This is a genomic window from Streptomyces sp. NPDC045022, from assembly GCF_056432605.1.
Genome location: NZ_JBWKIR010000003.1, coordinates 425,375 through 448,649 on the forward strand (window position 1 = coordinate 425,375; position 23,275 = coordinate 448,649).

At 72.1% G+C, this 23,275-nt stretch carries 15 protein-coding genes and 2 pseudogenes; 6 read left to right on the forward strand and 11 right to left on the reverse strand.

The genetic code is table 11. The annotated features are described in order from the left end of the window. Window positions 1-175: 175 nt before the first annotated feature. The 4 genes from AC07C1_RS08105 to AC07C1_RS08120 all read right to left on the reverse strand — a co-directional run bounded on the left by AC07C1_RS08105 (window position 176) and on the right by AC07C1_RS08120 (window position 5,322). Window positions 176-1,390, reverse strand: a complete 1,215-nt coding sequence (locus AC07C1_RS08105; protein WP_478937693.1) for a cytochrome P450 — start codon at window positions 1,388-1,390, stop codon at window positions 176-178. 471 nt (window positions 1,391-1,861) lie between these two features. Next, a complete protein-coding gene (locus AC07C1_RS08110) occupies window positions 1,862-3,805 on the reverse strand; it encodes a S53 family peptidase (protein WP_478937695.1) in 1,944 nt (647 codons plus the stop codon). A gap of 210 nt (window positions 3,806-4,015) precedes the next feature. Next, window positions 4,016-4,648 carry a DUF305 domain-containing protein gene (locus AC07C1_RS08115; RefSeq protein ID WP_478937696.1) on the reverse strand — a complete coding sequence of 211 codons (633 nt, stop codon included), beginning with the start codon at window positions 4,646-4,648 and terminating at the stop codon, window positions 4,016-4,018. After that, window positions 4,645-5,322 (reverse strand): DUF3105 domain-containing protein, encoded by a 678-nt coding sequence (locus tag AC07C1_RS08120; protein WP_478937697.1) that lies wholly within the window; start codon window positions 5,320-5,322, stop codon window positions 4,645-4,647. Before AC07C1_RS08120 ends, AC07C1_RS08115 begins: the two co-directional genes overlap by 4 nt. Before the next feature lie 115 nt (window positions 5,323-5,437). Between AC07C1_RS08120 and AC07C1_RS08125 the strand changes: the two are divergent. Both AC07C1_RS08125 and AC07C1_RS08130 read left to right on the forward strand, forming a co-directional pair. Beyond that, a pseudogene (locus AC07C1_RS08125) lies at window positions 5,438-5,554 on the forward strand (transcriptional regulator); the annotation flags it as partial. Between the two features lie 85 nt (window positions 5,555-5,639). Then, window positions 5,640-6,683 (forward strand): FAD-dependent monooxygenase, encoded by a 1,044-nt coding sequence (locus AC07C1_RS08130; RefSeq protein ID WP_478937698.1) that lies wholly within the window; start codon window positions 5,640-5,642, stop codon window positions 6,681-6,683. 90 nt (window positions 6,684-6,773) lie between these two features. Here AC07C1_RS08130 and AC07C1_RS08135 read toward each other — a convergent pair. Then, a pseudogene (locus AC07C1_RS08135) lies at window positions 6,774-7,666 on the reverse strand (FAD-binding oxidoreductase). A gap of 299 nt (window positions 7,667-7,965) precedes the next feature. On the opposite strand from AC07C1_RS08135, the gene glnA reads away from it, so the two are divergent. Both glnA and AC07C1_RS08145 read left to right on the forward strand, forming a co-directional pair. Then, entirely contained in the window at window positions 7,966-9,327 is a 1,362-nt protein-coding gene (glnA, locus tag AC07C1_RS08140; protein WP_400134388.1) for a type I glutamate--ammonia ligase, read from the forward strand. Window positions 9,328-9,459: 132 nt separating this feature from the next. After that, window positions 9,460-10,857 carry an MFS transporter gene (locus AC07C1_RS08145; RefSeq protein WP_478937699.1) on the forward strand — a complete coding sequence of 466 codons (1,398 nt, stop codon included), beginning with the start codon at window positions 9,460-9,462 and terminating at the stop codon, window positions 10,855-10,857. A 6-nt stretch (window positions 10,858-10,863) separates the two neighbouring features. Here AC07C1_RS08145 and AC07C1_RS08150 read toward each other — a convergent pair whose 3' ends face one another. The 4 genes from AC07C1_RS08150 to AC07C1_RS08165 all read right to left on the reverse strand — a co-directional run bounded on the left by AC07C1_RS08150 (window position 10,864) and on the right by AC07C1_RS08165 (window position 16,589). Continuing rightward, window positions 10,864-13,269, reverse strand: a complete 2,406-nt coding sequence (locus tag AC07C1_RS08150) for an Orn/Lys/Arg family decarboxylase (RefSeq protein WP_478937700.1) — start codon at window positions 13,267-13,269, stop codon at window positions 10,864-10,866. 161 nt (window positions 13,270-13,430) lie between these two features. Further along, entirely contained in the window at window positions 13,431-14,450 is a 1,020-nt protein-coding gene (locus AC07C1_RS08155; RefSeq protein ID WP_478937701.1) for a TolB family protein, read from the reverse strand. Next, on the reverse strand, window positions 14,447-15,700 hold the full coding sequence (locus AC07C1_RS08160; RefSeq protein WP_478937702.1) for an MFS transporter: 1,254 nt from the start codon (window positions 15,698-15,700) through the stop codon (window positions 14,447-14,449). The genes AC07C1_RS08155 and AC07C1_RS08160 overlap by 4 nt, the downstream gene beginning before the upstream one ends. Before the next feature lies 1 nt (window position 15,701). Continuing rightward, a complete protein-coding gene (locus AC07C1_RS08165; RefSeq protein ID WP_478937835.1) occupies window positions 15,702-16,589 on the reverse strand; it encodes an alkaline phosphatase family protein in 888 nt (295 codons plus the stop codon). A gap of 131 nt (window positions 16,590-16,720) precedes the next feature. Here AC07C1_RS08165 and AC07C1_RS08170 point away from each other — a divergent pair, with 131 nt between their 5' ends. Continuing rightward, a complete protein-coding gene (locus AC07C1_RS08170) occupies window positions 16,721-17,626 on the forward strand; it encodes a DUF72 domain-containing protein (RefSeq protein ID WP_478937704.1) in 906 nt (301 codons plus the stop codon). Between the two features lie 684 nt (window positions 17,627-18,310). Continuing rightward, window positions 18,311-21,313, forward strand: a complete 3,003-nt coding sequence (locus AC07C1_RS08175) for a bifunctional [glutamine synthetase] adenylyltransferase/[glutamine synthetase]-adenylyl-L-tyrosine phosphorylase (RefSeq protein ID WP_478937705.1) — start codon at window positions 18,311-18,313, stop codon at window positions 21,311-21,313. Here the strand turns inward: AC07C1_RS08175 and AC07C1_RS08180 are convergent. Further along, window positions 21,295-22,155 carry a phosphatase PAP2 family protein gene (locus AC07C1_RS08180; RefSeq protein ID WP_478937706.1) on the reverse strand — a complete coding sequence of 287 codons (861 nt, stop codon included), beginning with the start codon at window positions 22,153-22,155 and terminating at the stop codon, window positions 21,295-21,297. The two genes, AC07C1_RS08175 and AC07C1_RS08180, sit on opposite strands and share 19 nt — an antisense overlap. Window positions 22,156-22,223: 68 nt before the next feature. After that, complete coding sequence (locus AC07C1_RS08185) at window positions 22,224-23,258, reverse strand: LacI family DNA-binding transcriptional regulator (protein WP_478937707.1); 1,035 nt, start codon at window positions 23,256-23,258, stop codon at window positions 22,224-22,226. Between the last annotated feature and the right edge of the window lie 17 nt (window positions 23,259-23,275).

Below are 23,275 nucleotides of genomic sequence, written 5' to 3' on the forward strand. Positions count from 1 at the left end.
GTGTGTCTTCAGTCGCGTTGGTGGGCCGGCCTGCGCGTGAGGCAGAGCGGCCGTGGCCATGCGGCCCGCGTGCTCGGTGTCTCCGGTGGCGAGGGGCGCGCCCCGCTTTGTGTGTCTTCAGCTGCCGTGGCGGGCCGGCCGGCGGCCATGCCGGGCCGGCCGGCCCGCTCCGGCTTCACCAGGTGACCGGCAGGCGCAGCGGGAAGCGGCGGATGGTCCCGGTGTCCCACTGGATGTCCTCGGGCGCGACGGCGAGGCGCAGGTGGGGAAAGCGGGTCAGCAAGCCGGTGACCGCACTCTCCAGCTCCGCCCGCGCGAGCGGTGCGGCGGGGCAGTGGTGCCCGCCCCACCCGAACGTCATGTGCGGGCGCACCGGCCGTTCGAGGTCCAGTGTGTGCGGATCGGGGAAGACGGCCGGATCGCGGTTGGCCGCCAGGTAGGACACGTGCACATAGTCGCCGGCACCTATGGCGGTTCCCTCGACCTCCGCGTCCTCCAGCGCGATCCGCGGGATGCCCACGCCCTTGCGGAAGGGGATGAACCGCAGCAGCTCCTCCAGGGCGCCGGGGAACCGGCCGGAGTCGAGCGCCAGCGCGGCACGCTCCTCGGGCCGGGTCAGCAGCAGGTACACGATGTTGCTGATCTGGCAGGTCGCGGTGTCGTTGCCGCTGAGGATGAGCGTCACGGCCATGACCGCCAGCTCGTCGTCGTTCAGCGGCTCCTCGCCCGGCGGCACCGGGGCGGTGGCCATCGCGCTGAGCAGGTCCTCGCCCGGCGTGCTCCGCCGGGCCGGGACCAGTCCGGCGAAGTACGCCCGCAGGCCGGCCTTGGCGTCGGCCGCGTCCTTCCGGGCGGCCGGAGAGGTGGCCAGCAGCCGCATAGTGTACGTACGCAGCTGCTCGCGGTCGGCCTCCGGTACGGCCAGCAGCTCGCAGATCGTCAGGTGGGGCAGGGGAACCGACAGAGACGTCACGAGATCCGCGGGCGGTCCCACCTCGGCCACCGCCGAGAGCAGCTTGGCCACGACCCCGTCCACAGCCGGCCGCATGGCCGCCACCCGCTCCCGGGTGAACGCCTGGGCCGCCGCCTGCCGCAACCGGGTGACGTGCGGCGGGTCCGTCACATTGATCGATTCCGGTGACACGATGGGCTCCGGCGTCATCCTCGGATAGTCACGCCCGATGATCGCCGCCCGGCTGAATCTCGGATCGCACGTCACCTGGCGCACTCCGGCGAAGCTGGTGACCAGCCACGCCTCGGCCTCGCCGTAGGGCAACCGGATCCGGCTGACCGGTCCGCGCTGCGCCAATGCGGCCAGTGAGGGATCGAATTCCAGCTCGTCGGCGAAGTCGAAGGGGCATTCGAGCACTGCCGGGTCATGGAACGACATACAGCCTCCTTGGTGCGCCGCTGGGCGCGTCACTTCCGAGCGCGGGCCAGGGGTGACGGCCATCCGGACAACGTTGTCCGGGCGTCCCTCGCGTCGAAGACGCTGCGGACCGGTCCACGGTCGTCGCTTGCGCGGGAGCCGCGTCGGGGACCCCGGGGGCGATCCGAGAAGGCGCCGATACGCCCGGCTGGACTGCCCGGCAAAGGGCGCCCGGCCGCCCACGGGGTGATCGCGAGCGGACGCCTGTCGGGGCAGCGGCGAAACAACGATGCCGCCCCGTCCCCAGGGAAAGGTCACCACGTGCCAATATGCGACAGTTCGGCGCGGCTCGCAGAACAGGAGCTTCAGGCAATCGACCGGCCGCGGATCCCCGGTCCGCCCTGGTCCGCGCTCGCGAAGCGGGGCTCGGACGCGAATGCGACGGGGGCGTGAGGTCCACCGGACCCCACGCCCCCTAGCCGATCCGCAGGATCAGTGGCGGCGGTACGACTGGACGTAGCCGTTCGCGGGGGAGCCCACGCCGGTCACGTCGTCGTAGCCCTTCACCGCGGACAGCGAGCTGTCCTTGCCGAGGCTGCGGACCGAGGTCAGCAGGCCGTCGGCGGCGTCGAGGCCGTTGGCGAAGTCCACGCGGACAACCGCGAGGCCGGAGCCCGTCGGGTTGTCCGTGACGTCGTGGAAGACGCCCTTCTTGCCGTACTTCGCGTAGATCGACGGGTTGGCGAAGCCGAGCGCCTTGCCGCCGCGCGCCTCCTGGGCGAGGGCCTGGACCGCCGCGATCACCGGGGCGGCCAGCGAGGTGCCGCCGATGCGGTACTCGCTGTACTGCTCGGAGCCGTCCGGGAAGGTCTGGGTCTGGCCGACCAGGAAGCCGGTGTTCGGGTCGGCGATGGCCGCGATGTCCGGGACGACGCGGTTGCCGGCGGCGTTGTTGGCCGTGGCCAGCGCCTTCGGCACGACGCCCTTCTGGTAGTACGGCTGCGGCACGGTCTTGCTGGTGCCGCCGCCCGCGCCCGAGGTGAACGCGCCGGGGAAGTCCGTCCAGCTCTTGCCGTCGGCCGACAGTGCGGCCTTCTCGGTGCCCCAGCCGGTCTCCCACTGGTACTTGTCGCCCTTGCCGACGGCCAGCGAGGTACCGCCGACCGCGGTCACCCACGCCGAGTTGGCCGGGGTGTCGACCTGCTTGGTCTTGGTGTTGGCGACCTCGTCGCCGTTGTCACCGGAGGAGAAGTAGAAGCCGATGCCCTGCACCGCGCCCAGCTGGAAGACCTGGTCGTAGGCGGCCGCGAGGTCCGGCGTCTGGTTGGCCTCGATGTCGCCCCAGGAGTTGGAGACGATGTCGGCCAGGTGCTTGTCGACGATCTTGCTGAGCGAGTCCAGCAGGTCGTCGTCGTAGCAGGACGCGGCGCCCACGTAGGTGACGTCGGCGTTGGGCGCGACCGCGTGCACGGCCTCGACGTCGAGGGTCTCCTCGCCGTACCAGCCGGCCGCGCCGCACTCCTCGGTCTTCGTGTAGTTCTTCGGCAGCGCCTGGTGCAACTGGCCGGTCTTCCAGGCCGCGTCACCGTTCTTCTTCGCGTAGGTGCCCGCGTCGAAGGCGATGGTCGGCGAGGCGTACGCGTCCGTGATGGCGATGCGGACGTGCTTGCCGGTGTAGGTGCCGGCGCCGTAGGCGGCACGCAGCTGCTTGCCGGTGTAACCCTTGATCGCGTACGGGATCTTCTGGCCGTACGCGTCCGGCAGCGTGGCCGCGATGTTCGAGCCGTAGTACGAGGAGAACGGCCCGGAGTTCCTGAACACGGCGTCCGGGGGCGGCAGCTGGTCGGCGTGGGTCGCCTTGTGCGGCGCGTTGTCCAGGCCGGTGACGGTCAGGACGGCGCCGCGCAGGCCGGCCGGCACGGACGCGGTCTGCGCGGGGGCGCGGTAAGTCTTCGACCCCTTGGTGAAGTTGTGCAGCTGGGTGCCGAAGGCCTTCTCGGCGGCGGCCACGTCACCGGAGACGGCGACGTAGTGCGGGGTGACCCCGGTGACCGTCAGGCCGGCCGACTTCAGCCAGGACTTGACGGCGGCGACCTGGGCCTTGGTGGCTCCGAAGCGGGCCTCGGCCTTCTTGGCACTCAGGTACTTGCCGTACTGCGGCGAGCTGGGGTCGGACACCGCCTTGGCGTAGGCGGCGAGTCCGGCCTGGTCCCGGCCGGCCAGGTAGACCCGGGCCTTGACCTGGACGCTGTTCGAGGTGGCGCCCTTGTCCGCCTTGGCCGTGGCCCAGAGCGGCTTGGTGCCCTTCAGTGCGTCACGAGCGGGGCTGTCCGCAGCGTGTGCCGCGGGTATGCCCAGCGCCAGCGCACCGGCGATCATGGGCAGTGTCGCTGCCATGCTCACGCCGACACGCATTTTGGCGCGGTTGGATCTCATGTAACCCCCTGCGATGCGGTTCGCATGCATGTAGTGGTCGGTACGTCGAGGCTCCGCGCGCCGGCCCGCGGCGGTGTCGGCCGGCGAATGGATCACACGATGGGGGCCACTCTGTCGATGAACCGTTCATGCCAGGGAAAGGTGAAAGTCAAGAGAAACTCAAGTACCCGTCAACTGTGGCGATTTGCCACTTTCGTCCTTACGGCGGTGTTACGAACGGGGTTGTGCGCCGCGCTCCTTGAGCATGCCGGCCATCAGCTCGATCTCCGACTGCTGCGCATCGACCATGCCCTGCGCGAGCCTCTTCTCCACGCCGACGGCGCACTTGGCGACACACCCCTCGGCCATGTGGACACCGCCCCTGTGATGGTCCGTCATCAGCTGGAGATAGAGGACCTCCGCCTGCTTCCCGCTCAGCGACCGCAGCTTGCCCAGCTCGGTGTTGGTCGCCATGCCCGGCATCAGCGCGCCGTCCTTGCCGGAGGCCATGTCACCCATGCCCATCCAGGTCATCGGCGGCTCGGCCGACACCTTCGGCAGCCCCCACAGGTCCAGCCAGCCCAGCAGCATGCCGCGCTGGTTGGCCTGGGTCTGCGCGATGTCGTAGGCGAGCCGGCGCACTTCCTCGTTCTTCGTGCGGTCCCGCACGATGTACGACATCTCCACGGCCTGCTGGTGATGGACGGCCATGTCCCGCGCGAACCCGGCGTCGGCGGAGTCCGCACCCGGCGTCGTCGTATCCGATCCGCCGGTGTCCTCGGCGACCGCGTAGGTGATCGCGCCGGCCGCGACGAGTACCGCCGCCGCGGCCCCCGTGGCCCAGCCGATGTACCGCCGGCTCACTTCATGACCCCACCGGTGCACGAGGCGCCCGGCTCGGGCGTCTGCCGGCCCTGCACGTAGGTGACGAAGAACTTGTCCACCTCCGGGTCATCCGCGCCCTTCACCGTCACCTGGTGGCCCCACGCCGACAGGACCAGCGGCGCGGCCTGGTTCTCGTACGGGCTCATCAGCGAGTACGGCGTCTTCTTCACCTTCGCCGCGAGCGCGTCGACGTCGGCCTTCTTCGCCTTGCCGGTGTACGTCACCCAGACCGCGCCGTGCTCCAGCGCGTGCACGGCGTTCTCGTCCCGCACCGGCTCGGTGTAGACGTCGCCGTTGCAGTTCAGCCAGACCGGGTTGTGGTTGCCGCCCACCGGCGGGTGCATCGGGTACGACACCTTGCTCGTCACGTGGGTGCGCGCCAGCTTGCCGGACCAGGTCCGCACCCCGTCCTTGCCGGTGGTGAAGTGCCCCGAGTCCCCGGAGCCCTTGGCGTCACCGCTCGCGGACGAGTCCTTCTTGTCCGACTGCGAGTTCACCAGGACCACACCGCCGACGACGAGACCGGCGACGACCACCGCGCTGGCGGCGATGGTGAGCGCCCGGTTGCGGCGCTCGCGGACACGATCGGCGTGCCGCATCTCCTCGATGCGCGCCTTGCGCGCCGCGGTGCTGCTGTTCTTGGCGGAACCCATGAGGTGTGTCCTTCTGGGGAAAAGGGATCGGACGGATGGGGTCGGGCTCGCTGATCGTAGTGGGGAAGGGGGCTCCTTCCGTAGAGAGGGCACGGAAATGGGTCGACGCCCTGCGCGGGCCCAGGAGGCCTTCTTCGCGGCACTGGACCCGGTCACGGCCTCCGACATCGTCGCCGACCCCACCGGCCCGCTGCTGCTGGGCATCTCCCGGGGCACGGCCGGGGACGGCTGAACGCGCTGGCCGAAACCAGCCGTTGATCACCGAGTGTGCCCGATGGAGGCTGGCCCCCGACTCGAAACGACAACGGGGGTTCGTCATGAAGATCCTGATCTCCGGCGCGAGCGTCGCCGGTCCCGCCCTTGCCTGGTTCCTGCACCGCGACGGTCACGAGGTCACCGTCGTCGAGCGGGCACCGGCACTGCGTGACAGCGGCTACGCCGTCGACTTCCGGGGCGCGGCCTTCGAGGTGCTGCGGGAGCTGGGCATCCTGGAGGAGGTGCGGGGGCACGCCACCGGGATGCGCGGCACCGACCTGCTGGACGCCGACGGCAACCGCGTCGGCGAGCTGCCGGCCGAGGTCTTCGCCGGCGAGCTGGAGGTGCCCAAGCGCGAGGTGACCCGCATCCTCCACGAGCACACGCGCGACTCCGCGCGCTATGTGTTCGACGACTCGGTCAACGCGCTCGAGCAGGACAGCGACGGCGTCCGCGTCGGCTTCGAACGCGCCGCAGCGGACACCTTCGACCTGGTCGTCGGCGCCGACGGCATCTACTCCGCGGTGCGCCGCCTGGTCTTCGGCCCGCACGCCGAGGTGATCCGGTACCTCGGTCTGTCCGGGGTGGGCTTCAGCGCGCCGAACCATCTCGGTCTCGATCACCGGGGCGCGCTGCGGCAGTCGCCCGGCCGGGCGGTGTACGCGTTCAGCGCGGGCGACCCCGACCGGATGTCCGTCAGCCTCTCCTTCGCCGGCGACTCCCCGCGGCTGGACCTGCTGGACCGCGCGGAGCAGGAGCGGATCACGTGCGAACGGATGGCCGGCGCCGGCTGGATCGTGCCCCGCCTGCTCCAGGACATGGCCGCCGCCGCCGACTTCTACTTCTCCTCGGCCTGCCAGGTCCACCTCGACCGCTGGTCCGAGGGCCGGGTGGTGCTCGTGGGCGACGCCGGCTACTGCGCCGCCCCCACCTCGGGCATGGGCACCTCGCAGGCGCTGATCGGTGCCCGGACCCTCGCCCGGCACCTCGCCGAGTCCGGCGGCGACCACACCAAGGCGTTCGCCGCCTACGAGGAGGAGCTGCGCCCGTACGTGGCCGAGAACCAGGAGACCGGCCGCGAGGGCGCCCTCCGCTTCGGCGCCTGAGACCCCTCCTTCCCGGCCCGCGCCGACCGCGGGTCCGGTTCCGGCCGCGTGCCGCTCACGTCCGGTCCTGCGTCGGCCGCGGCCCCGGTTCTAGCCCTGCGCCGGCCACAGGTCCGGCCCGGACACCTCGTAGTGCACGTCCGCCGGAGCCACACCCTTCTCGATCAGCCGGGCGCGGACCGCGCGCAGGAAGGGCAGCGGCCCGCACAGGTACGCGCGCGTACGGCGATGCCGGTCAGGTCGACCAGGCCGGTGCGGTGGCCCGGCTCGGCGTCCCGCTCGTAGAAGAAGTACACGGAGGCGTCCGGACAGTTTGCCGGCGTACGTCTCGTGGTCGGCGCGCAGGGCGTCGCCCGCGGGGGAGTGGTCGCCGTGCACGACGGTGACCGGGCCGCGGTGGCCCGTGGCGGCGAGGCCGGCCAGCATCGCGATCACGGGGGTCACGCCGATGCCCGCCGAGGCGAGCAGCACAGGGGGGTCCGGGCCGGCGTCCAGGACGAGGTCGCCGTACGGCTCCGACAGCTCCAGGACGTCACCGGGCCGCACGCGCGCGTGGAGGACGTTCGAGACCTGGCCGTCGCGCGTCGTCCCGCCATGCACGCGCTTGACGCTGATCTGGCGCACCGTCTCGCCCGGTGCCCCGGACAGGCTGTACTGCCGTGCCGGGCCCCGTCGGGCAGGGTCACGCCGACCGAGACGTACTGCCCGGCACGGAAGCCGGTCACCGGCCCCCGTCCACCGGCCGCAGCCGGAAGGTGACGACGTCCACGGTCTCCTCGACCCGCTCGACGACCTCCCACTCCCGCGGGCCACGGCGCCGCTCTCCTCGTACAGCCGCTTCTCGACGGCGCGAGGGCGTTCGCCATCAGCCAGTAGACCTCGTTCCAGGCGGCCGCCACCTCGGGCGTGACGGCCTCGCCGAGGACCTCCGCGACGGCGGCGAAGAGGTGCTCGTGGACCACCGCGTACTGCTCGGTCAGCATCGGGACTCCTCGGAGAACTCGGCTGATCGGCACCTATGAAAACTGGATGCAACTTTGGAAGGGAGTGGCGTCCCTCACCCCGCGAAGCGGACCGGCCATTACGGATGTCGCTGCGAGCAGGCAAGATGGGGCGAGAGCGCAGTACCTGCCGTACGAGAGGCGTTCAGGCCGAGGACGCTCAGGCGATCAAGGTCCGCAACGCGCATGAAATGGTGTTGTGGTGGGATGCTCAGGTGCCCGACCGCCTTCAGTGGTGCGGGGGACAGGCGGCCTGACCAGCAAGGATGGGGAAGCGGAAGATGGACAAGCAGCAGGAGTTCGTGCTCCGGACGTTGGAGGAGCGCGACATCCGGTTCGTACGCCTGTGGTTCACGGACGTGCTGGGCTTCCTCAAGTCCGTGGCCGTGGCCCCCGCCGAGCTGGAGCAGGCCTTCGACGAGGGCATCGGCTTCGACGGCTCCGCCATCGAGGGCTTCGCCCGGGTCTACGAGTCCGACATGATCGCCAAGCCGGACCCGTCCACGTTCCAGGTCCTGCCGTGGCGCGCGGAGACCCCCGGCACCGCCCGCATGTTCTGCGACATCCTCATGCCGGACGGCTCCCCGTCCTTCGCCGACCCGCGCTATGTGCTGAAGCGTGCCCTGGCCCGCACCTCCGACCTGGGCTTCACCTTCTACACGCACCCGGAGATCGAGTTCTTCCTCCTGAAGGACCGCCCGCTCGACGGCTCCCGCCCCACGCCCGCCGACAACTCCGGGTACTTCGACCACACCCCCACCAACGTCGGCATGGACTTCCGCCGCCAGGCGATCACCATGCTGGAGTCGATGGGCATCTCGGTGGAGTTCTCCCACCACGAGGGCGCCCCCGGGCAGCAGGAGATCGACCTGCGCTACGCGGACGCGCTCTCCACGGCCGACAACATCATGACGTTCCGCCTGGTCATGAAGCAGGTGGCACTGGAGCAGGGCGTGCAGGCCACCTTCATGCCGAAGCCTTTCTCCGAGCACCCGGGCTCGGGCATGCACACGCACCTCTCGCTCTTCGAGGGCGACCGCAACGCCTTCTACGAGTCCGGCGCGGAGTACCAGCTCTCCAAGGTCGGCCGCTCCTTCATCGCCGGTCTGCTCAAGCACGCGGCGGAGATCTCGGCGGTTACCAACCAGTGGGTGAACTCCTACAAGCGCATCTGGGGCGGCTCCGAGCGCACGGCCGGCGCCGGCGGCGAGGCCCCCTCCTACATCTGCTGGGGCCACAACAACCGCTCGGCTCTGGTCCGCGTCCCCATGTACAAGCCCGGCAAGACGGGCTCCGCGCGCGTGGAGGTCCGCTCCCTGGACTCGGGCGCGAACCCGTACCTGGCCTACGCCCTGCTGCTGGCCGCCGGCCTGAAGGGCATCGAGGAGGGCTACGAGCTCCCGCCGGGCGCCGAGGACGACGTCTGGGCGCTGTCCAACGCCGAGCGCCGCGCGATGGGCATCGAGCCCCTCCCGCAGAACCTCGGCGAGGCCCTGACCCTCATGGAGAGCAGCGACCTGGTCGCCGAGACCCTGGGCGAACACGTCTTCGACTTCTTCCTGCGCAACAAGAAGTCGGAGTGGGAGGAGTACCGCAGCGAGGTCACGGCCTTCGAGCTGCGGAAGAACCTGCCGGTGCTGTAGGCACAGGTCAGGAGGGCTTCAGTCACGAGGGGTCGACGGTCATGGGCCGCCGGCCCCTTCCTCGCGTCGCGCCTCTCCGGCCGCTCCGTGTGCCTTCTCCTCCTGGTGCGGCGGTGAGCCGGTTTTCCTAGCATGCTCATCATTCGGGGGTTCCGCGGACAGGACGGAGTCGCCGACGTGCCCCTGGCCCCGCTGCTGGCCGTGTGTGCCGGATACTTCATGGTCATCCTGGACGTCACGATCATCAACGTCGCCGTGCCTGTGGTGGGCCGGGATCTGTCGGCCTCGCTCACCGGCATCCAGTGGATCACCGACGGATACACCCTGGTCTTCGCCGGGTTCCTGATGACCGGCGGCGCGCTGGGCGATCGGCTGGGCAACCGGCGGGTCTTCTGCTCGGGCGTCGTGGTGTTCACGGTGGCCTCGGCCGCGTGCGCCTTGGCACCGGGGTCCGCCTTCCTCGTCGCGGCCCGGCTGCTCGAAGGGTTCGGCGCGGCCCTGATCGTCCCCGGCTCGCTCGCCCTGCTCCAGGAGGCCTACCCGGTGCCGGCGGCACGCTCACGCGCCTTCGGGCTGTGGGGGGCGATGGCGGGCATCGCGGCCTCCGCCGGGCCGCTGCTGGGCGGGCTGCTGGTGTCCACGGTGGGCTGGCGGTGGATCTTCCTGATCAATCTGCCGGTCGGTGTGGCCTGCCTGGTGCTGACGCGGCGGTACGTCGCGCCCTCACCGCTGCACGCCGGCCGGGCCCTGGACTGGCCGGCGCAGTGCGCCGTGGTGGCGGCGGTCGCCCTGCTGACCGCCGCGCTGAACGAGGCCGGACGGCGCGGCTGGTCCGATCCCGCCGTGCTCGCCGGGCTGGGCATGGCCGTGACGGCCGTGGCGGCGTTCGGCTTGCGCGAGCGGCTCGCCCGGGTGCCCGTCCTTCCACTGCGCCTGCTGCGCTCCCGGGCGATGAGCGGAGCGGCCGCCGTAGGCCTGCTGTTCAACTTCGCCTTCTACGGCATGGTGTTCACCGCCAGCCTGTACTTCCAGCACCAGCGCGGCTTCAGTGCCCTCAGGACCGGGCTGGCACTGTTCCCGGCCGTGGTGATGACCATGTTCGCCTCCGTCCTGTCCGGCCGGCTCACCCGCCGCACCGGCGACCGTCCACTGGTGATCTCCGGCATGCTCCTCGGCGCCCTCGGCCTGGGCGGCTGGGCGGCGGCGGGAGCCGATCCGGCCTACCCGCTGCTGGTGGCCCCGATGATGGCCACCGGGTTCGGTACGTCCTTCGCCCTCACCGGCTCCACCGCCACCGTGATGGGCGCCGCACCCCCGGAGTACGCGGGGGCCGCCTCCGCCCTGTTCAACACCACCCGCCAGATCGGCAGCGCCACCGGTGTGGCAATCGGCGGCAGCCTGCTGGCCACCCGCGCCGACTACGGCGCCGGGCTGCGCGTCAGCATGCTCATCGGTGCCCTCGCCTATCTGACCGCCGCGGTCCTCGCGTGGCTGTGCGTGCCGGGCAGGCGGGACGCGAGCGGCCGGTGACGAGGATCAGTCCCCGCGCAGGCACTCGATCTGGTAGTCGCCGGTGTCCTCGTCGACCGTCACGCCGTGGGTTTCGCTGCGGAAGCCCGGGAAGTGGCGGTCGAAGCTCTCCAGGGCGGTGAGGTAGCGCAGAAGGGGACCGTCGGGGCCGCCGGTGGACTCGCCGGGCATCAGGACCGGGATGCCGGGCGGGGTGACGGTGACCATCGCGGCCGCCACCCGGTTGGCCGCGTCGGCGACGCGGACCCGCTCCGTGCCGCCCCGCACCAGCCGCTGGTAGCAGTGCTGCGGCGGGAAGACCGGCTCGGGAAGCTGCTGGAACGCGGTGTCCAGAAGCTCCACCAGGCGCGCCGAGCGCAGCTGGCCGTGCATCTGCCGGCACAGCTCGCGCAGGGTCAGGCCGGCGTAGCGGCGCGGGTGCGCGGCGACGGATGCCGGCAGGACGCGGTCCAGCGGGGCGTCGGCGTCGTAGAGGGCCTTGAAGTCCATCAGGGCGTCCAGCAGCGTGCCCCACTTGCCCTTCGTGATGCCCATGGAGAACAGGACCAGCGTGGTGTAGCCGTCGGTCTTCTCCACGACGATGTTCCGGGTGGCCAGGTACGCCGTCAGCACGCGCGCCGGGATGCCCTCCTCGGTCATCTCGCCGGTGGCCGTGATGCCGGGACAGGTCAGGGTGACCTTGATCGGGTCCAGCATGCAGTGGCCCTCGGTCAGCCCGGGGAAGCCGTGCCAGGCGGCGCCGGGCTCCAGCAGCCAGCAGGACTGCGCCGTGCGCAGCAGCTCGGGCGGGGTCTCGTCGAAGGGCAGGCGCTCGCCGGTCGTCGGATCGGTGACCGTCTCCGGCTGCCAGACACCGAAGAACCACGGCGGACGGTCTCCGGCGCTCGCCATCCGCCGGCCCAGGCGGACCATCTCCTGCCGGAAACGGATCGCCTCCGTCACCGCCTCGTCCACCAGCCACTCGCCCTGCGGGCCGTCCATCATCGCCGTGGCCACATCCAGTGAGGCGATCATCGGATACAGGGGTGAGGTGGTGCCGTGCATCATCAGCGCCTCGTTGAAGCGGTCGTGCTCGACCGGTGCCCGGGGCGCGGGCCGCACGTGCACCATCGCGGACTGGGACAGCGCGGCCAGCAGCTTGTGCGTCGACTGGGTCGCGAACACCGTCGGCCGGTCCGGGCCGGGGAAGGCCTCCGCGTCCACCGACATGCCGTACCGGCCGGCGTACAGCGGGTGGAAACGGGCGTACGCGAACCACGCCTCGTCGAAGTGCACCCGGGGTGTGCTCGCCGCGAGCGCCCTCGCCGTCGGTACGGCGGCGTAACTCAGGCCGTCGTAGGTGGAGTTGGTGAACACCGCGTACTGCGCCTGCGAGGACACGGCCTCCTCGGCGAGCGGGTGCGCGGCGATCCGGGCCGCGACCGCGTCCGCCGCCAGCTCGGCCGGGGGCAGTGGTCCGGCGAGGCCGTACCCGTTGCGCGTGGGCACCAGATAGACGGGCCGGGCCCCGGACACCACCAGACCGTGCAGCACCGACTTGTGGCAGTTGCGGTCCACCAGCGCCAGTTCGTCCCGGGTGACGCTGAAGTGGCCGACCAGGCGGTTGCAGGTGGAGTCGCCGTGCAGCACGAAGTAGGTGAGATCGGCGCCGAAGACCCGCGCCGCGTTGCGCTCGGCCTCGCCGATCGGCCCGGTGTGCTCGAACAGCGAGCCCAGTTCCTCCACCGAGATCGACAGGTCGCTGCGCAGCAGCCGCTCGCCGAAGTAGTCGTGGAAGGCGCGCCCCGCCGGTGACTTGAGGAAGGCGACTCCCCCGGAGTGGGCCGGGGTGTGCCAGGAGTACTCGTGGGCGTCGTCGAAGCGGCGCAACGCCCGGAAGAACGGCGGCAGCACGTCCTCCCGGTACGCGCGGGCGGCACTGGTGATCCGGCCCGCGATGAAGCCCGGAGTGTCCTCCAGCGGCCACACGTACCCGACGACCGTCTCCGACACCCACAGCGGGAGATCCCGTACGCCCTCCTCGGCCATGACCAGGAAGACCGGCAGATCCCGGAAACGCCGCCCGATCCGGCGCAGCACGGCGGCACCGCCGGGCAGCCCGTCGACCCGTCCGGCCCCGTCGGCTCGGGCGCCGGGCCGGGCCGGCGTGCCTCCCGCCGCGGCGAGCGCGGCCCCCGGCCCGTCACCACCGGTGCGCAGACCGTCGCCCCCGGGCAGCTCCCAGGCGACCAGCGCCGCGGCCAGGCCCGCCTCGGTACGCAGCACCGCTTCCGCGTCCTCGACCGTGACCGCCCAGCGCACCTCGAAGCCGCCCGCCTCCACGGCGTCCCGGATCTTCCGCAACTGCTCGGCCCCGGCGCCCTCGGCGCGCGGATGCTCCGGTACCGCGATCAGGACCCTGCTGTCAGCCATCGCGCGCCCTCGCCCTCCCGGGCGGCCACCCGGCCACCGTCCGGCAAGTGTCCGGGCGGCCCACCCGGGCGGACGGCGGCCTCCGGGCGAAACCACCGGGATGACGGACGGGACCGTCCGGGTGTTGACCCGCGGCCCCGGCAAGATCCGGAAGTCAGGCCCTACCCGAGGTACGCCGGAGACACCGCCGCCGTACTGATCCGCCGCGCCGCCCCCGACCCGTCCGCCGGAACCTCGTGGAGATCGGCGCCGTAGTCGCCCGGCAGCGCGTACACGAGCGTACGGGCGTCCCGCCACACCGCCTGGTCGTCCACGCTCCTCGGCTCGGCGAGCGGGGTCTCGCGCATCGTCCGCAGGTCGAGCACGTACAGGTGCCACGGGGCGTCCTTCGGCAGCCCCTCGACCCGCTTCTTGTAGGCGATCCGGGTGCCGTCGGGTGACAGGGACGGGCACTCCACGTTCGTGTGCAGTGTGGTGACGGTACGGGTACCCAGATCGCCCCGCACCAGATACGTCGCCCCCTTGGTGGCCAGAGTCGCGTAGAACGTACGGTCGTCCGCCGCGAACGTCACCCCCCAGAAGTTCACGTCCGCCGCCCGGTACCGGTGTCCGTCCTTGACGATCCGGAACGTCTCCAGGGACGGGATCAGCTCACCGCTGCGCGTGTCCACGATCGTCGCGCGCGTGGAGAAGTCCGTGCCGGCGTACGAGTCACCGCCCACGAACGCCGTCCAGGCCGCGAGGTGACCAGTGGGGGAGACCCGGGCGCGGGACGGGATGCCCGGAACGTCGTAGTGGTCCACGGTCCGCAGACGCGCGTCGAGGATCAGCGCGCGGTAGGTGTCCGAGACCGGCCCGTGCACCGCCTGCAGACACACCCCGGTGCCCGAAGCGGCGTAGAAACGCAGGCACTTGACGCCCGCGGCGGTGCGCGCTCCCGACGGGTCGTCCGCCGGGACGCTCGTCAGCTCGTCGCGGTGCGGACCCCACGCCATGTTGCGGAACACCATGCGTCCGTGCCCGTTCAGCGTCACCGTCCCCGGTGTGACCCGGGGGCCGCCCGCCTGGGTGTGGTCACGGCGGTCGGCCCGGGCCGAGGCGTGCAGCACGGCGGCCAGGCCGACCGCCGCCAGCACGGCGACGGCCGAGACCAGGATCAGGATGCGGCTGCGTACGGTCATGCGGTCACCGTCTCCTTCGGGCGCAGGGTGAGGGAGAACGCGGCGCACCCGGCCAGTGCCACCGCCGCCCCGGCCAGTGCCGCCCGGTCGCCCCACACCGTCCAGGCCGCGCCGAACAGCAGCGAGCAGGCGAACCGCGCCAGTGCCTGCCCGGTCTGCACCACGGCGAGACCCGAGGAACGCAGGGCCTCCGGGACCCCGTCGGAGGCGGCCGCCATGAGCACCCCGTCGGTGGCCGCGTAGAAGCCGCCGTGCAGGGCGAGGACGAGGTACGGCAGGGCCGGGCCGTGCCAGGAGGTGAGCAGGAGGGCATAGGCGAGGAGCAGCGCCCCGTGACCGGCCAGGAACACCGCCCATCTGCCGACCCGGTCCGCGAGCCGGCCCAGCGGTACCGCCAGCAGCAGGAACGCGCCCGCCGTACCGAGCGGCAGCAGCGGGAACCAGCGGTCGGGAACGCCGAGTCGGCGCTGGAGCAGCAGATAGACGAAGGAGTCGCTGACCGTGGCGAGGCCCAGCAGCAGCGCGCAGACGGTGACCCGGCGCAGATGACGCCGGCGCAGCAATCCCACGGCGGCCCGCAGGGTGGGCCGCTCGGCCGGTGCCGCCCCGCCCCTGCCGCCCGGCACGAACAACACCAGCACCAGGACCCCCAGTACGGCCACGCAGCAGCTGACGGTGAACACCGCGTCGTAGCCGTCCACCGTGGCCCGCAGGATCAGGAACGCCACCAGCGGGCCGAACAGGGCGCCCGCGGTGTCCATCGCGCGGTGCACGCCGAAGGCCCGCCCCCGGGACTCGGCCGTGCTCGCCAGCGAGATCAGCGCGTCCCGTGGGGCCGTCCGCAGCCCCTTCCCCGTACGGTCGGCGGCGAGGATCAGCCCGATCGGGGTCAGCGAATGAGCCACCAGCAACAGCGGTTTGCACACCGCCGAGACCGCGTAGCCGCATCCGGCGACCCACTTGTGCCGCCCGCCGCCCCGGTCGGCGAGATGGCCGCCCACGAGCCGGACGAGTGCCGAGAACCCGTTGTAGACGCCGTCCAGCAGCCCGAAGCCCAGCGGGGACAGGCCGAGCCCGGTCACCAGGTACAACGGCAGTACCGCCGTGACCATCTCGGACGACACGTCGGTGATCAGGCTGACCGTCCCGAGGGCGAGGACGGTGGGCGCGACCGCGGCACGGCGCCGCCCGGCGAGAGGCCGGACGGCACCGCCGGCGGACGTACGCGCACGGCTGTCCGCTACGTACACGTCAGGACGCCCAGACGCCGGTGATGTCCTTGGCGGAGGCCGCGTTGCCCGCGTGGGTGGTCAGCCCCTGGGTGTCCTCCAGGGTGCGCAGCAGGTCGTAGTGGTTGTAGGTCGTGGAGGACGACGAGCCCGCCAAAACCGGCTGCCCGTACAGGACCGTCGGGATCCGGTTGCCGCTGAGCCGGTTGTCCTCGTCGAAGGTGACGACGAGCAGGCTGTTGTGGGTCTTGGCCCAGGTCGCGTACGCGCCCAGGTTGTTCTTCAGCCAGGTGTCACCGGTGGACACCGAGCAGTCGTGCATGTCGCTGCACAGGTTCGGGACCACGAACGACAACTGGGGCAGCGTCGAGTAGTCCGTGGGGAACTGGGCGAACGTCTTCGCGCTGGACGTCGGGACGTTGCCGAAACCGAACCAGGGGTTGTGCTTGCGCGCGTACTTGCCGCTGCTGCACGTCGTCGAGCCCTGGCTGGGCAGCGTCTCGTTGTAGCTGGCCCAGCTGCGCCCGGCGGCGATCTGCTCGGAGGCCAGGTTCGGCGCGGACGAGAAGCCCGGGGTGTAGCAGCTGTCGTCCGTGATGCCCTGCGTCGAACCGGAGAACAGGGCGAAGTAGTTGGGCTGGCTCGGGTGGGTCTCGGCGTACGACTGGGCCAGGTTGGCGCCGCCGGACTTCAGCGAGTTGATGTACGGCGCGCTGGAGGAGTCGATGACCTGGTCGTACGCGTGGTTCTCGAAGACCACGACGACGACGTGATCGGGGCTGGGCACGGAGCCCGCGGCGTGCGCGGACTCGCCACCGAGCCCGGCCCACAGCCCAACTGCGGCCGCGGCGAGGGCCGTTGCGGACGCCACGACGGTACGGGCACGGCGGTACACGGAACTGCCGGACACATCAACCTCCGGGGTGGGGGAGATACGGGGCTGGCGGTGCGGACAGAGCATGCTCACGCCAACATTCCCGTGGCCCACGTAAGCCAACCTCGGGGGTGAAGACCGGATGAACGAAGGGTACTCACGCCCGCATGACGCGGATCTTCGTGGGCACATGCGGCTGGACCGACCCGGCACTGCTCAGGAGCGGCTGGTACCCACCCGGCCACCGCACCCCCGAGGGACGACTGCGCTACTACGCGACCCGCTTCCCCGTGGTCGAGGTGGACTCCCCCTACTACGCCCTCCCGGCCGCCCGCACCACCCAGCTGTGGGCGGACCGCACGCCCGCCGGCTTCCGCTTCGACGTCAAGACGTTCTCCCTGCTCACCGGCCACCCCACGCGCCCGTCGGCGCTCCCCGCCGACCTCCGCGGCCACCCACGGGACGAGGGTCTGCTCGGGGAGGTCTGGACCCGTTACGCCGAAGCGATCGCGCCCCTGCGCCGCGCCGGTCGCCTGGGAACCCTCCTCTTCCAGTACCCGCCCTCCCTCACCCCCGGCCCCGAGGCGGAGGCCTTCATCCGTGCCGCCCGCGAACGGGCCCGCGACTGGCCGTTCGCCGTGGAGTTCCGCAACCCCGCCTGGTGGCGGACCGAACGCACGACCGCCTTCCTCACGGACCTGAACGCCACCGCCGTGGCCGTGGACACACCCCAGGGCCTGCCCACCTCCCTCCCCCCGGTCACTCCCGTGACCACCCCTCACCTGTCCCTGGTCCGCTTCCACGGACGCAGCCCCCACTGGGGCACGGGCACCAAGGAGGAACGCTTCCGGCACACCTACAGCACCGGGGAGCTGACAGACTGGCTGCCCCGCGTCCGGGCCCTGGCAGAAGCCACCGAAGAGGTCCACGTCCTCTTCAACAACTGCTGCGCCGACGCGGCACCGAGGGCGGCGGAGACCATGCACCACCTCCTGACGGCCACGCTGCCCCACCAGCGGAACGACGAGCTGCCGTACGCCGGTTCACGGCGGGCCGCCACCGAGACGACGTAGGCGCTCCCGGGGCCGTGCTGGAAGCAGCCGTCCCGCACCTCGTCGTGCCGGAAGGGGCCGTACTCCGCCGCCCGGGCGGCCGCCGGCTCCCGCGGCCGCCCGGCCGCCGTCACCCGCACGGCCTCGCCCTCCCCGGCCATGTGGAAACCCTCGGCACCGGTTGCCGCCGGCCGTCAGCACGGCCTGCGGATCCCCGGCGAGATCGCGGGCCGTGCGCTCGTCCGGGCCGGTACGGAAACGCGGGGGCCGTGCGCTCGTCCGGGCCGGTACGGAAACGCGGGGGCCGTGCGCTCGTCCGGGCCGGTACGGAAACGCGGGGGCCGTGCGCTCATCCGGGCCGGTACCGAAACGCGGGGCACCGTCGCGCCAGACGGCCGGCGCCGGGGTGACGCCTCCGTGGTGGCCGGATACGGCGGGAAGGAGAGGTGCCGGGTGATGCCCGGCCCGCGGAAACCGGCCCGCCGCGCCCCCACCCACCAGCAGGCGCACCGCCGACCCGCACGCACCCGCACGACCTGCCACGGGCGTCGGACCACACACCCGGACCCCCCTGGTGCTCGGGCACCCCCGTGGTGCGCTCGAGAATCCGCGGCGGAGCCGGGAGCCGTCCGGAGCCTCCCGCCCCCACTCCGGTTAGGCTCTGGCCGGGAGGACCTTGATGCGACGTACAAGGGGAGGCCAGGCATGACGCCGGGGCGTAGAAGCAGCACCTTCACCCGTCTGCTCCGGCACGGCTTCACCGACCCCTCCGCCGCCGAGCGCCTGCTGGACGGCCCCGAGCTGGTCCCCGTCCGTGACGACCCGGTCCTGCTGGAGGCCCTGGGCGCCACGGCCGACCCGGACCTCGCCCTGCACGGCCTGGTCCGCCTGCTGGAGGCTCAGGACGGCCCGACCGCCCACCGGGAACTGCTGGACACCCTGATAGCGGCCAAGCCCCTCCGTGACCGCCTCCTGGGCGTCCTCGGCGCCTCCGCCGCCCTCGCCGACCACCTCGCCCGCCACCCCAGTGACTGGCAGGCCCTGGTCACCTACGAGCCCCGCGACCTCCACCCCGGCGTGGCGGAGTTCGAACGCGGTCTCGCCGAGGCCACCGACCCGGTCTCCCTGCGTGTCGCCTACCGCCGCTGCCTGCTCTCCATAGCGGCCAGGGACGTCTGCGGCACCACGGACGTCGCCGAGACGGCGGCCGAACTCGCCGACCTCGCCACCGCCACCCTCCGCGCGGCTCTGGCCATGGCGCAGGCCTCCGCCCCCGAGGACACGGCGGCCTGCCGCCTGGCGGTGATCGCGATGGGCAAGTGCGGCGGCCACGAGCTGAACTACGTCTCCGACGTCGACGTGATCTTCGTGGCCGATGCGGCCGAAGGCACCACCGAGGCCGAGGCCCTCAGAGCCGCGACGAAACTCGCCTCGCACCTCATGCGGATCTGCTCCGAGACGACCGTCGAGGGCTCCATCTGGCCGGTGGACGCCAACCTCCGCCCCGAGGGCCGCAACGGCCCCCTCGTCCGCACCCTCAGCAGCCACCTGGCCTACTACCAACGCTGGGCGAAGACCTGGGAGTTCCAGGCCCTCCTCAAGGCCCGCCCGGTGGCCGGCGACACGGACCTCGGCCAGGCCTACGTCGACGCGCTCCAACCCCTCGTCTGGAAGGCCGCCGAACGCGAGAACTTCGTGACGGACGTACAGAAGATGCGCCGCCGCGTGATCGAGAACATCCCCGCGGCCGAGATCGACCGGGAACTCAAACTGGGCCCCGGCGGCCTCCGCGACGTCGAGTTCGCGGTCCAGCTCCTCCAGCTGGTGCACGGCCGCACCGACCCGGGCCTGCGCAGCGGCACCACCCTCGACGCCCTGCAGGCCCTGGCCGCCGGCGGCTACGTCGGCCGTGAGGACGCCGCCCGCCTCGACGAGGCGTACCGCTTCCTGCGCTCCATGGAGCACCGCATCCAGCTCTACCGCCTGCGCCGCACCCACCTCGTCCCGGAAGCGGAACCGGACCTGCGCCGCCTCGGCCGCTCCCTCGGCCTGCGCACCGACCCGGTGACCGGACTGAACCGCGAATGGAGGCGGCACACCGGCGTCGTACGACGGCTGCACGAGAAGCTCTTCTACCGCCCGCTGCTCGACGCGGTGGCCCAACTCGCCCCCGTCGAGGCCCGCCTGAGCCCCGCGGCGGCCCGCGAACGCCTGGTCGCCCTCGGCTACGCCGACCCGGCGGCCGCCCTGCGCCACCTCGAAGCACTGGCCTCGGGCGTGACCCGCAAGGCGGCGATCCAGCGCACCCTGCTGCCGGTCCTGCTGGGCTGGTTCGCCGACTCGGCGGACCCCGACGCGGGCCTGCTGAACTTCCGCAAGGTCTCCGACGCGCTGGGCAAGACACCCTGGTACCTCAGGCTCCTCAGGGACGAGGGCGCGGCGGCCGAGAACCTGGCCCGCGTGCTGTCGGCGGGCCGCCTCGCCCCCGACCTGCTGATGCGCGCCCCCGAGGCGGTGGCCCTGCTCGGCGACGGCGACGGCGCCGGTGGCCTGGAGCCCCGCGACCGCGCCCCGCTCGAGCAGGAGATCCTCGCCGCCGTCAGCCGCGCGGAGAACGCCGGGCAGGGCGTCACCGCGGCCCGTGGCGTGCGCCGCCGCGAGCTGTTCCGCACCGCCGCCGCCGACATCGTCGGCTCCTACGGCACCGAGACCAGCCCCGCCGAGGCCGACCAGGGCGCCCTCGTGGACCGGGTCGGCGCGGCCGTCTCCGACCTCACCGCGGCCACCCTCGCCGGCACCCTGCGCGCGGTCGTGCGCGGCGGCTGGGGCGAAACCCTGCCCACCCGGTTCGCGATCATCGGGATGGGCCGCTTCGGCGGCCACGAGCTGGGCTACGGCTCCGACGCGGACGTGCTGTTCGTGCACGAGCCGCGGGACGGCGTGGACGAGCACGAGGCGGCCGCCGCCGCCAACAAGGTCGTCGCCGAGATGCGCCGCCTGCTGCAGCTGCCCAGCAGTGACCCGCCGCTGCTCATCGACGCCGACCTGCGCCCGGAGGGCAAGTCGGGTCCGCTGGTACGCACCCTGAAGTCGTACGAGGCCTACTACCGCCGCTGGTCCCTGGTCTGGGAGTCGCAGGCGCTGCTGCGGGCCGAGCCGGTCGCCGGCGACGAGGATCTCGGCCGGCGCTTCACCGGGCTGATCGACCCGCTGCGCTATCCGGCGCAGGGGCTCGGCGAGGACGCCGTCCGCGAGATCCGCCGGCTGAAGGCCCGTATGGAGTCCGAGCGCCTGCCGCGCGGCGCCGACCCCAAGCTGCACACCAAGCTCGGCCCCGGTGGTCTGTCGGACGTCGAGTGGACCGTCCAGCTGCTCCAGCTGCGGCACGGCTGGCACGAGCCCGGCCTGCGCACCACCCGCACCCGCGAGGCGCTGTCCGCCGCCCGGGAGGCCGGGCTGCTGTCCGCGCAGGACGCGGAGATCCTGGACGAGGCGTGGGTGCTGGCCACCCGGGTGCGCAACGCGGTCATGCTGGTCCGCGGCCGGGCCGGGGACACCTTCCCCACCGAGTCCCGCGAGCTGGCAGCGGTGGGCCGCTACCTGGGCTACGGCGCCGGGCACGCCGGGGACATGCTGGACGCCTACCGCCGTACCACCCGCAGGGCGCGCACGGTGGTGGAGGAGCTGTTCTACGGCGACGGGGCCTGAGCCGGCGCGGGCGGCCGGACCGGCACCCGCCTCGGCAGCGCGTGCGGCAGGGCGCCGTACCAGAGCCGGGCCACCGTGCAGCCGAACGTCAGGCAGAGGACGCCGCCCACCGCGTCGAGCCAGAAGTGGTTGGCCGTGGCGACGATCACCAGCAGGGTGACCGCCGGGTACAGCAGGCCCAGCACCCGCACCCACGGCACCGAGGCCAGCGCGAAGACGGTCAGCCCGCACCACAGCGACCAGCCGATGTGCATGGAGGGCATCGCCGCGTACTGGTTGGACATGTGCTTGAGGTCGCCGGAGGCCATCGAGCCCCAGGTGTGGTGCACCATCACGGTGTCCACGAAGTGCCCGCCGCGCATCAACCGGGGCGGCGCGAGCGGGAACAGATAGTAACCGACCAGGGCCACACCCGTGGTCGCGAAGAGCGCCAGCCGGATCGCCGCGTACCGGCCGGGATGCCATTGGTACAGCCACACCAGCACACCCAGCGTGATGACGAAGTGCAGTGTGGCGTAGTAGTAGTTCATGCCGACGATCAGCCACGCCACCGAGTTCACGGCGCGATTGACCGACGCCTCGACGGCGACGCCCAGACCGTGCTCGGCGCGCCAGATCCAGTCCGCGTTGCGCAGCGCCGCGGACCGCTGCTCCGGGACGGCGTTGCGGATCAGTGAGTACGTCCAGTAACTCACTGCGATCAGGAGGATCTCGAACCACAGCCGGGGCCGCCGCGGGCGGCGCATCCGGCCCAGCACGCCCAGTCTGTCCTCGCCCGTGACGGCCCGCGGATCGGCCACCTTCTCGCGACCTTCCGGCTCTGTCACGGTCGAGTCACTCATAGGCATCAAGTCTGCCAGACGAGGCTTCCTGGCCCGATCATCCCAAGGCCGGGTCCGCCGCGCACCTTCTACGACGTACGCAGCACATGCGGCGCCGAAGCGGTCGAACCACGCACCACCAGCTCCGGCATGAACACGAACTCACTGTGCGGCGCCGGCGTCCCGCCGATCTCCTCCAGCAGGGTGCGCACCGCCGCCTGCCCCATCGCCGGGACCGGCTTGCGGACCGTGGTGAGCGGCGGGTCGGTGAAGGCGATCAGCGGGGAGTCGTCGAACCCGACGACCGACACGTCCCGCGGCACCTCCAGGCCCCGCTGCCGGGCCGCCCGTATCGCCCCCAGGGCCATCATGTCGCTGGCGCAGACCACCGCCGTGCAGTCCCGCTCGATCAGCGCCGTCGCGGCCGCCTGACCGCCCTCCAGCGTGTACAGCGAGTGCTGGATCAGCTCGGTCTCGACGGTCTGCGCGGGCAGTCCCAGCTGGTCCTGCATCGCGCGCAGGAAGCCCTCGATCTTGCGCTGCACCGGCACGAACCGCTTCGGCCCGAGGGCGAGTCCGATCCGGGTGTGCCCCAGCGACGCCAGGTGCGTCACCGCCAGCGTCATCGCCGCCCGGTCGTCGGGGGAGATGAACGGCGCCTGCACCTTCGGCGAGAACCCGTCCACCAGCACGTACGGCACGCCCTGCGCCCGCAGCCGCTCGTAGCGCTGCATGTCGGCGGTGGTGTCCGCATGCAGCCCGGAGACATAGATGATCCCGGCGACCCCGCGGTCCACCAGCATCTCGGTCAGCTCGTCCTCGGTCGACCCGCCCGGGGTCTGCGTGGCGAGCACCGGCGTGTAGCCCTGCCGGGTCAGCCCCTGGCCGATGACCTGGGCCAGGGCCGGGAATATGGGGTTCTCCAGCTCCGGCGTGATGAGGCCCACCAAGCCCTCGCTGCGCTGCCGCAGCCGCACCGGGCGCTCGTAGCCGAGCACGTCCAGCGCGGCCAGCACGGACTGGCGGGTGGTGGCGGCGACGCCCGGCTTCCCGTTGAGGACCCGGCTGACCGTCGCTTCGCTCACCCCCGCCTGCGCAGCGATGTCAGCAAGCCGGGTGGTCACGGCACTGGACTGTACCG

Coding starts and splice junctions, on each gene's coding strand:
- AC07C1_RS08105 (WP_478937693.1), bottom strand. CDS start 1,390: ATGTCGTTCCATGACCCGGCAGTGCTCGAATGCCCCTTCGACTTCGCC.
- AC07C1_RS08110 (WP_478937695.1), bottom strand. CDS start 3,805: ATGAGATCCAACCGCGCCAAAATGCGTGTCGGCGTGAGCATGGCAGCG.
- AC07C1_RS08120 (WP_478937697.1), bottom strand. CDS start 5,322: ATGGGTTCCGCCAAGAACAGCAGCACCGCGGCGCGCAAGGCGCGCATC.
- AC07C1_RS08130 (WP_478937698.1), top strand. CDS start 5,640: ATGAAGATCCTGATCTCCGGCGCGAGCGTCGCCGGTCCCGCCCTTGCC.
- glnA (WP_400134388.1), top strand. CDS start 7,966: ATGGACAAGCAGCAGGAGTTCGTGCTCCGGACGTTGGAGGAGCGCGAC.
- AC07C1_RS08145 (WP_478937699.1), top strand. CDS start 9,460: ATGCTCATCATTCGGGGGTTCCGCGGACAGGACGGAGTCGCCGACGTG.
- AC07C1_RS08150 (WP_478937700.1), bottom strand. CDS start 13,269: ATGGCTGACAGCAGGGTCCTGATCGCGGTACCGGAGCATCCGCGCGCC.
- AC07C1_RS08155 (WP_478937701.1), bottom strand. CDS start 14,450: ATGACCGTACGCAGCCGCATCCTGATCCTGGTCTCGGCCGTCGCCGTG.
- AC07C1_RS08170 (WP_478937704.1), top strand. CDS start 16,721: ATGACGCGGATCTTCGTGGGCACATGCGGCTGGACCGACCCGGCACTG.
- AC07C1_RS08175 (WP_478937705.1), top strand. CDS start 18,311: ATGACGCCGGGGCGTAGAAGCAGCACCTTCACCCGTCTGCTCCGGCAC.
- AC07C1_RS08180 (WP_478937706.1), bottom strand. CDS start 22,155: ATGAGTGACTCGACCGTGACAGAGCCGGAAGGTCGCGAGAAGGTGGCC.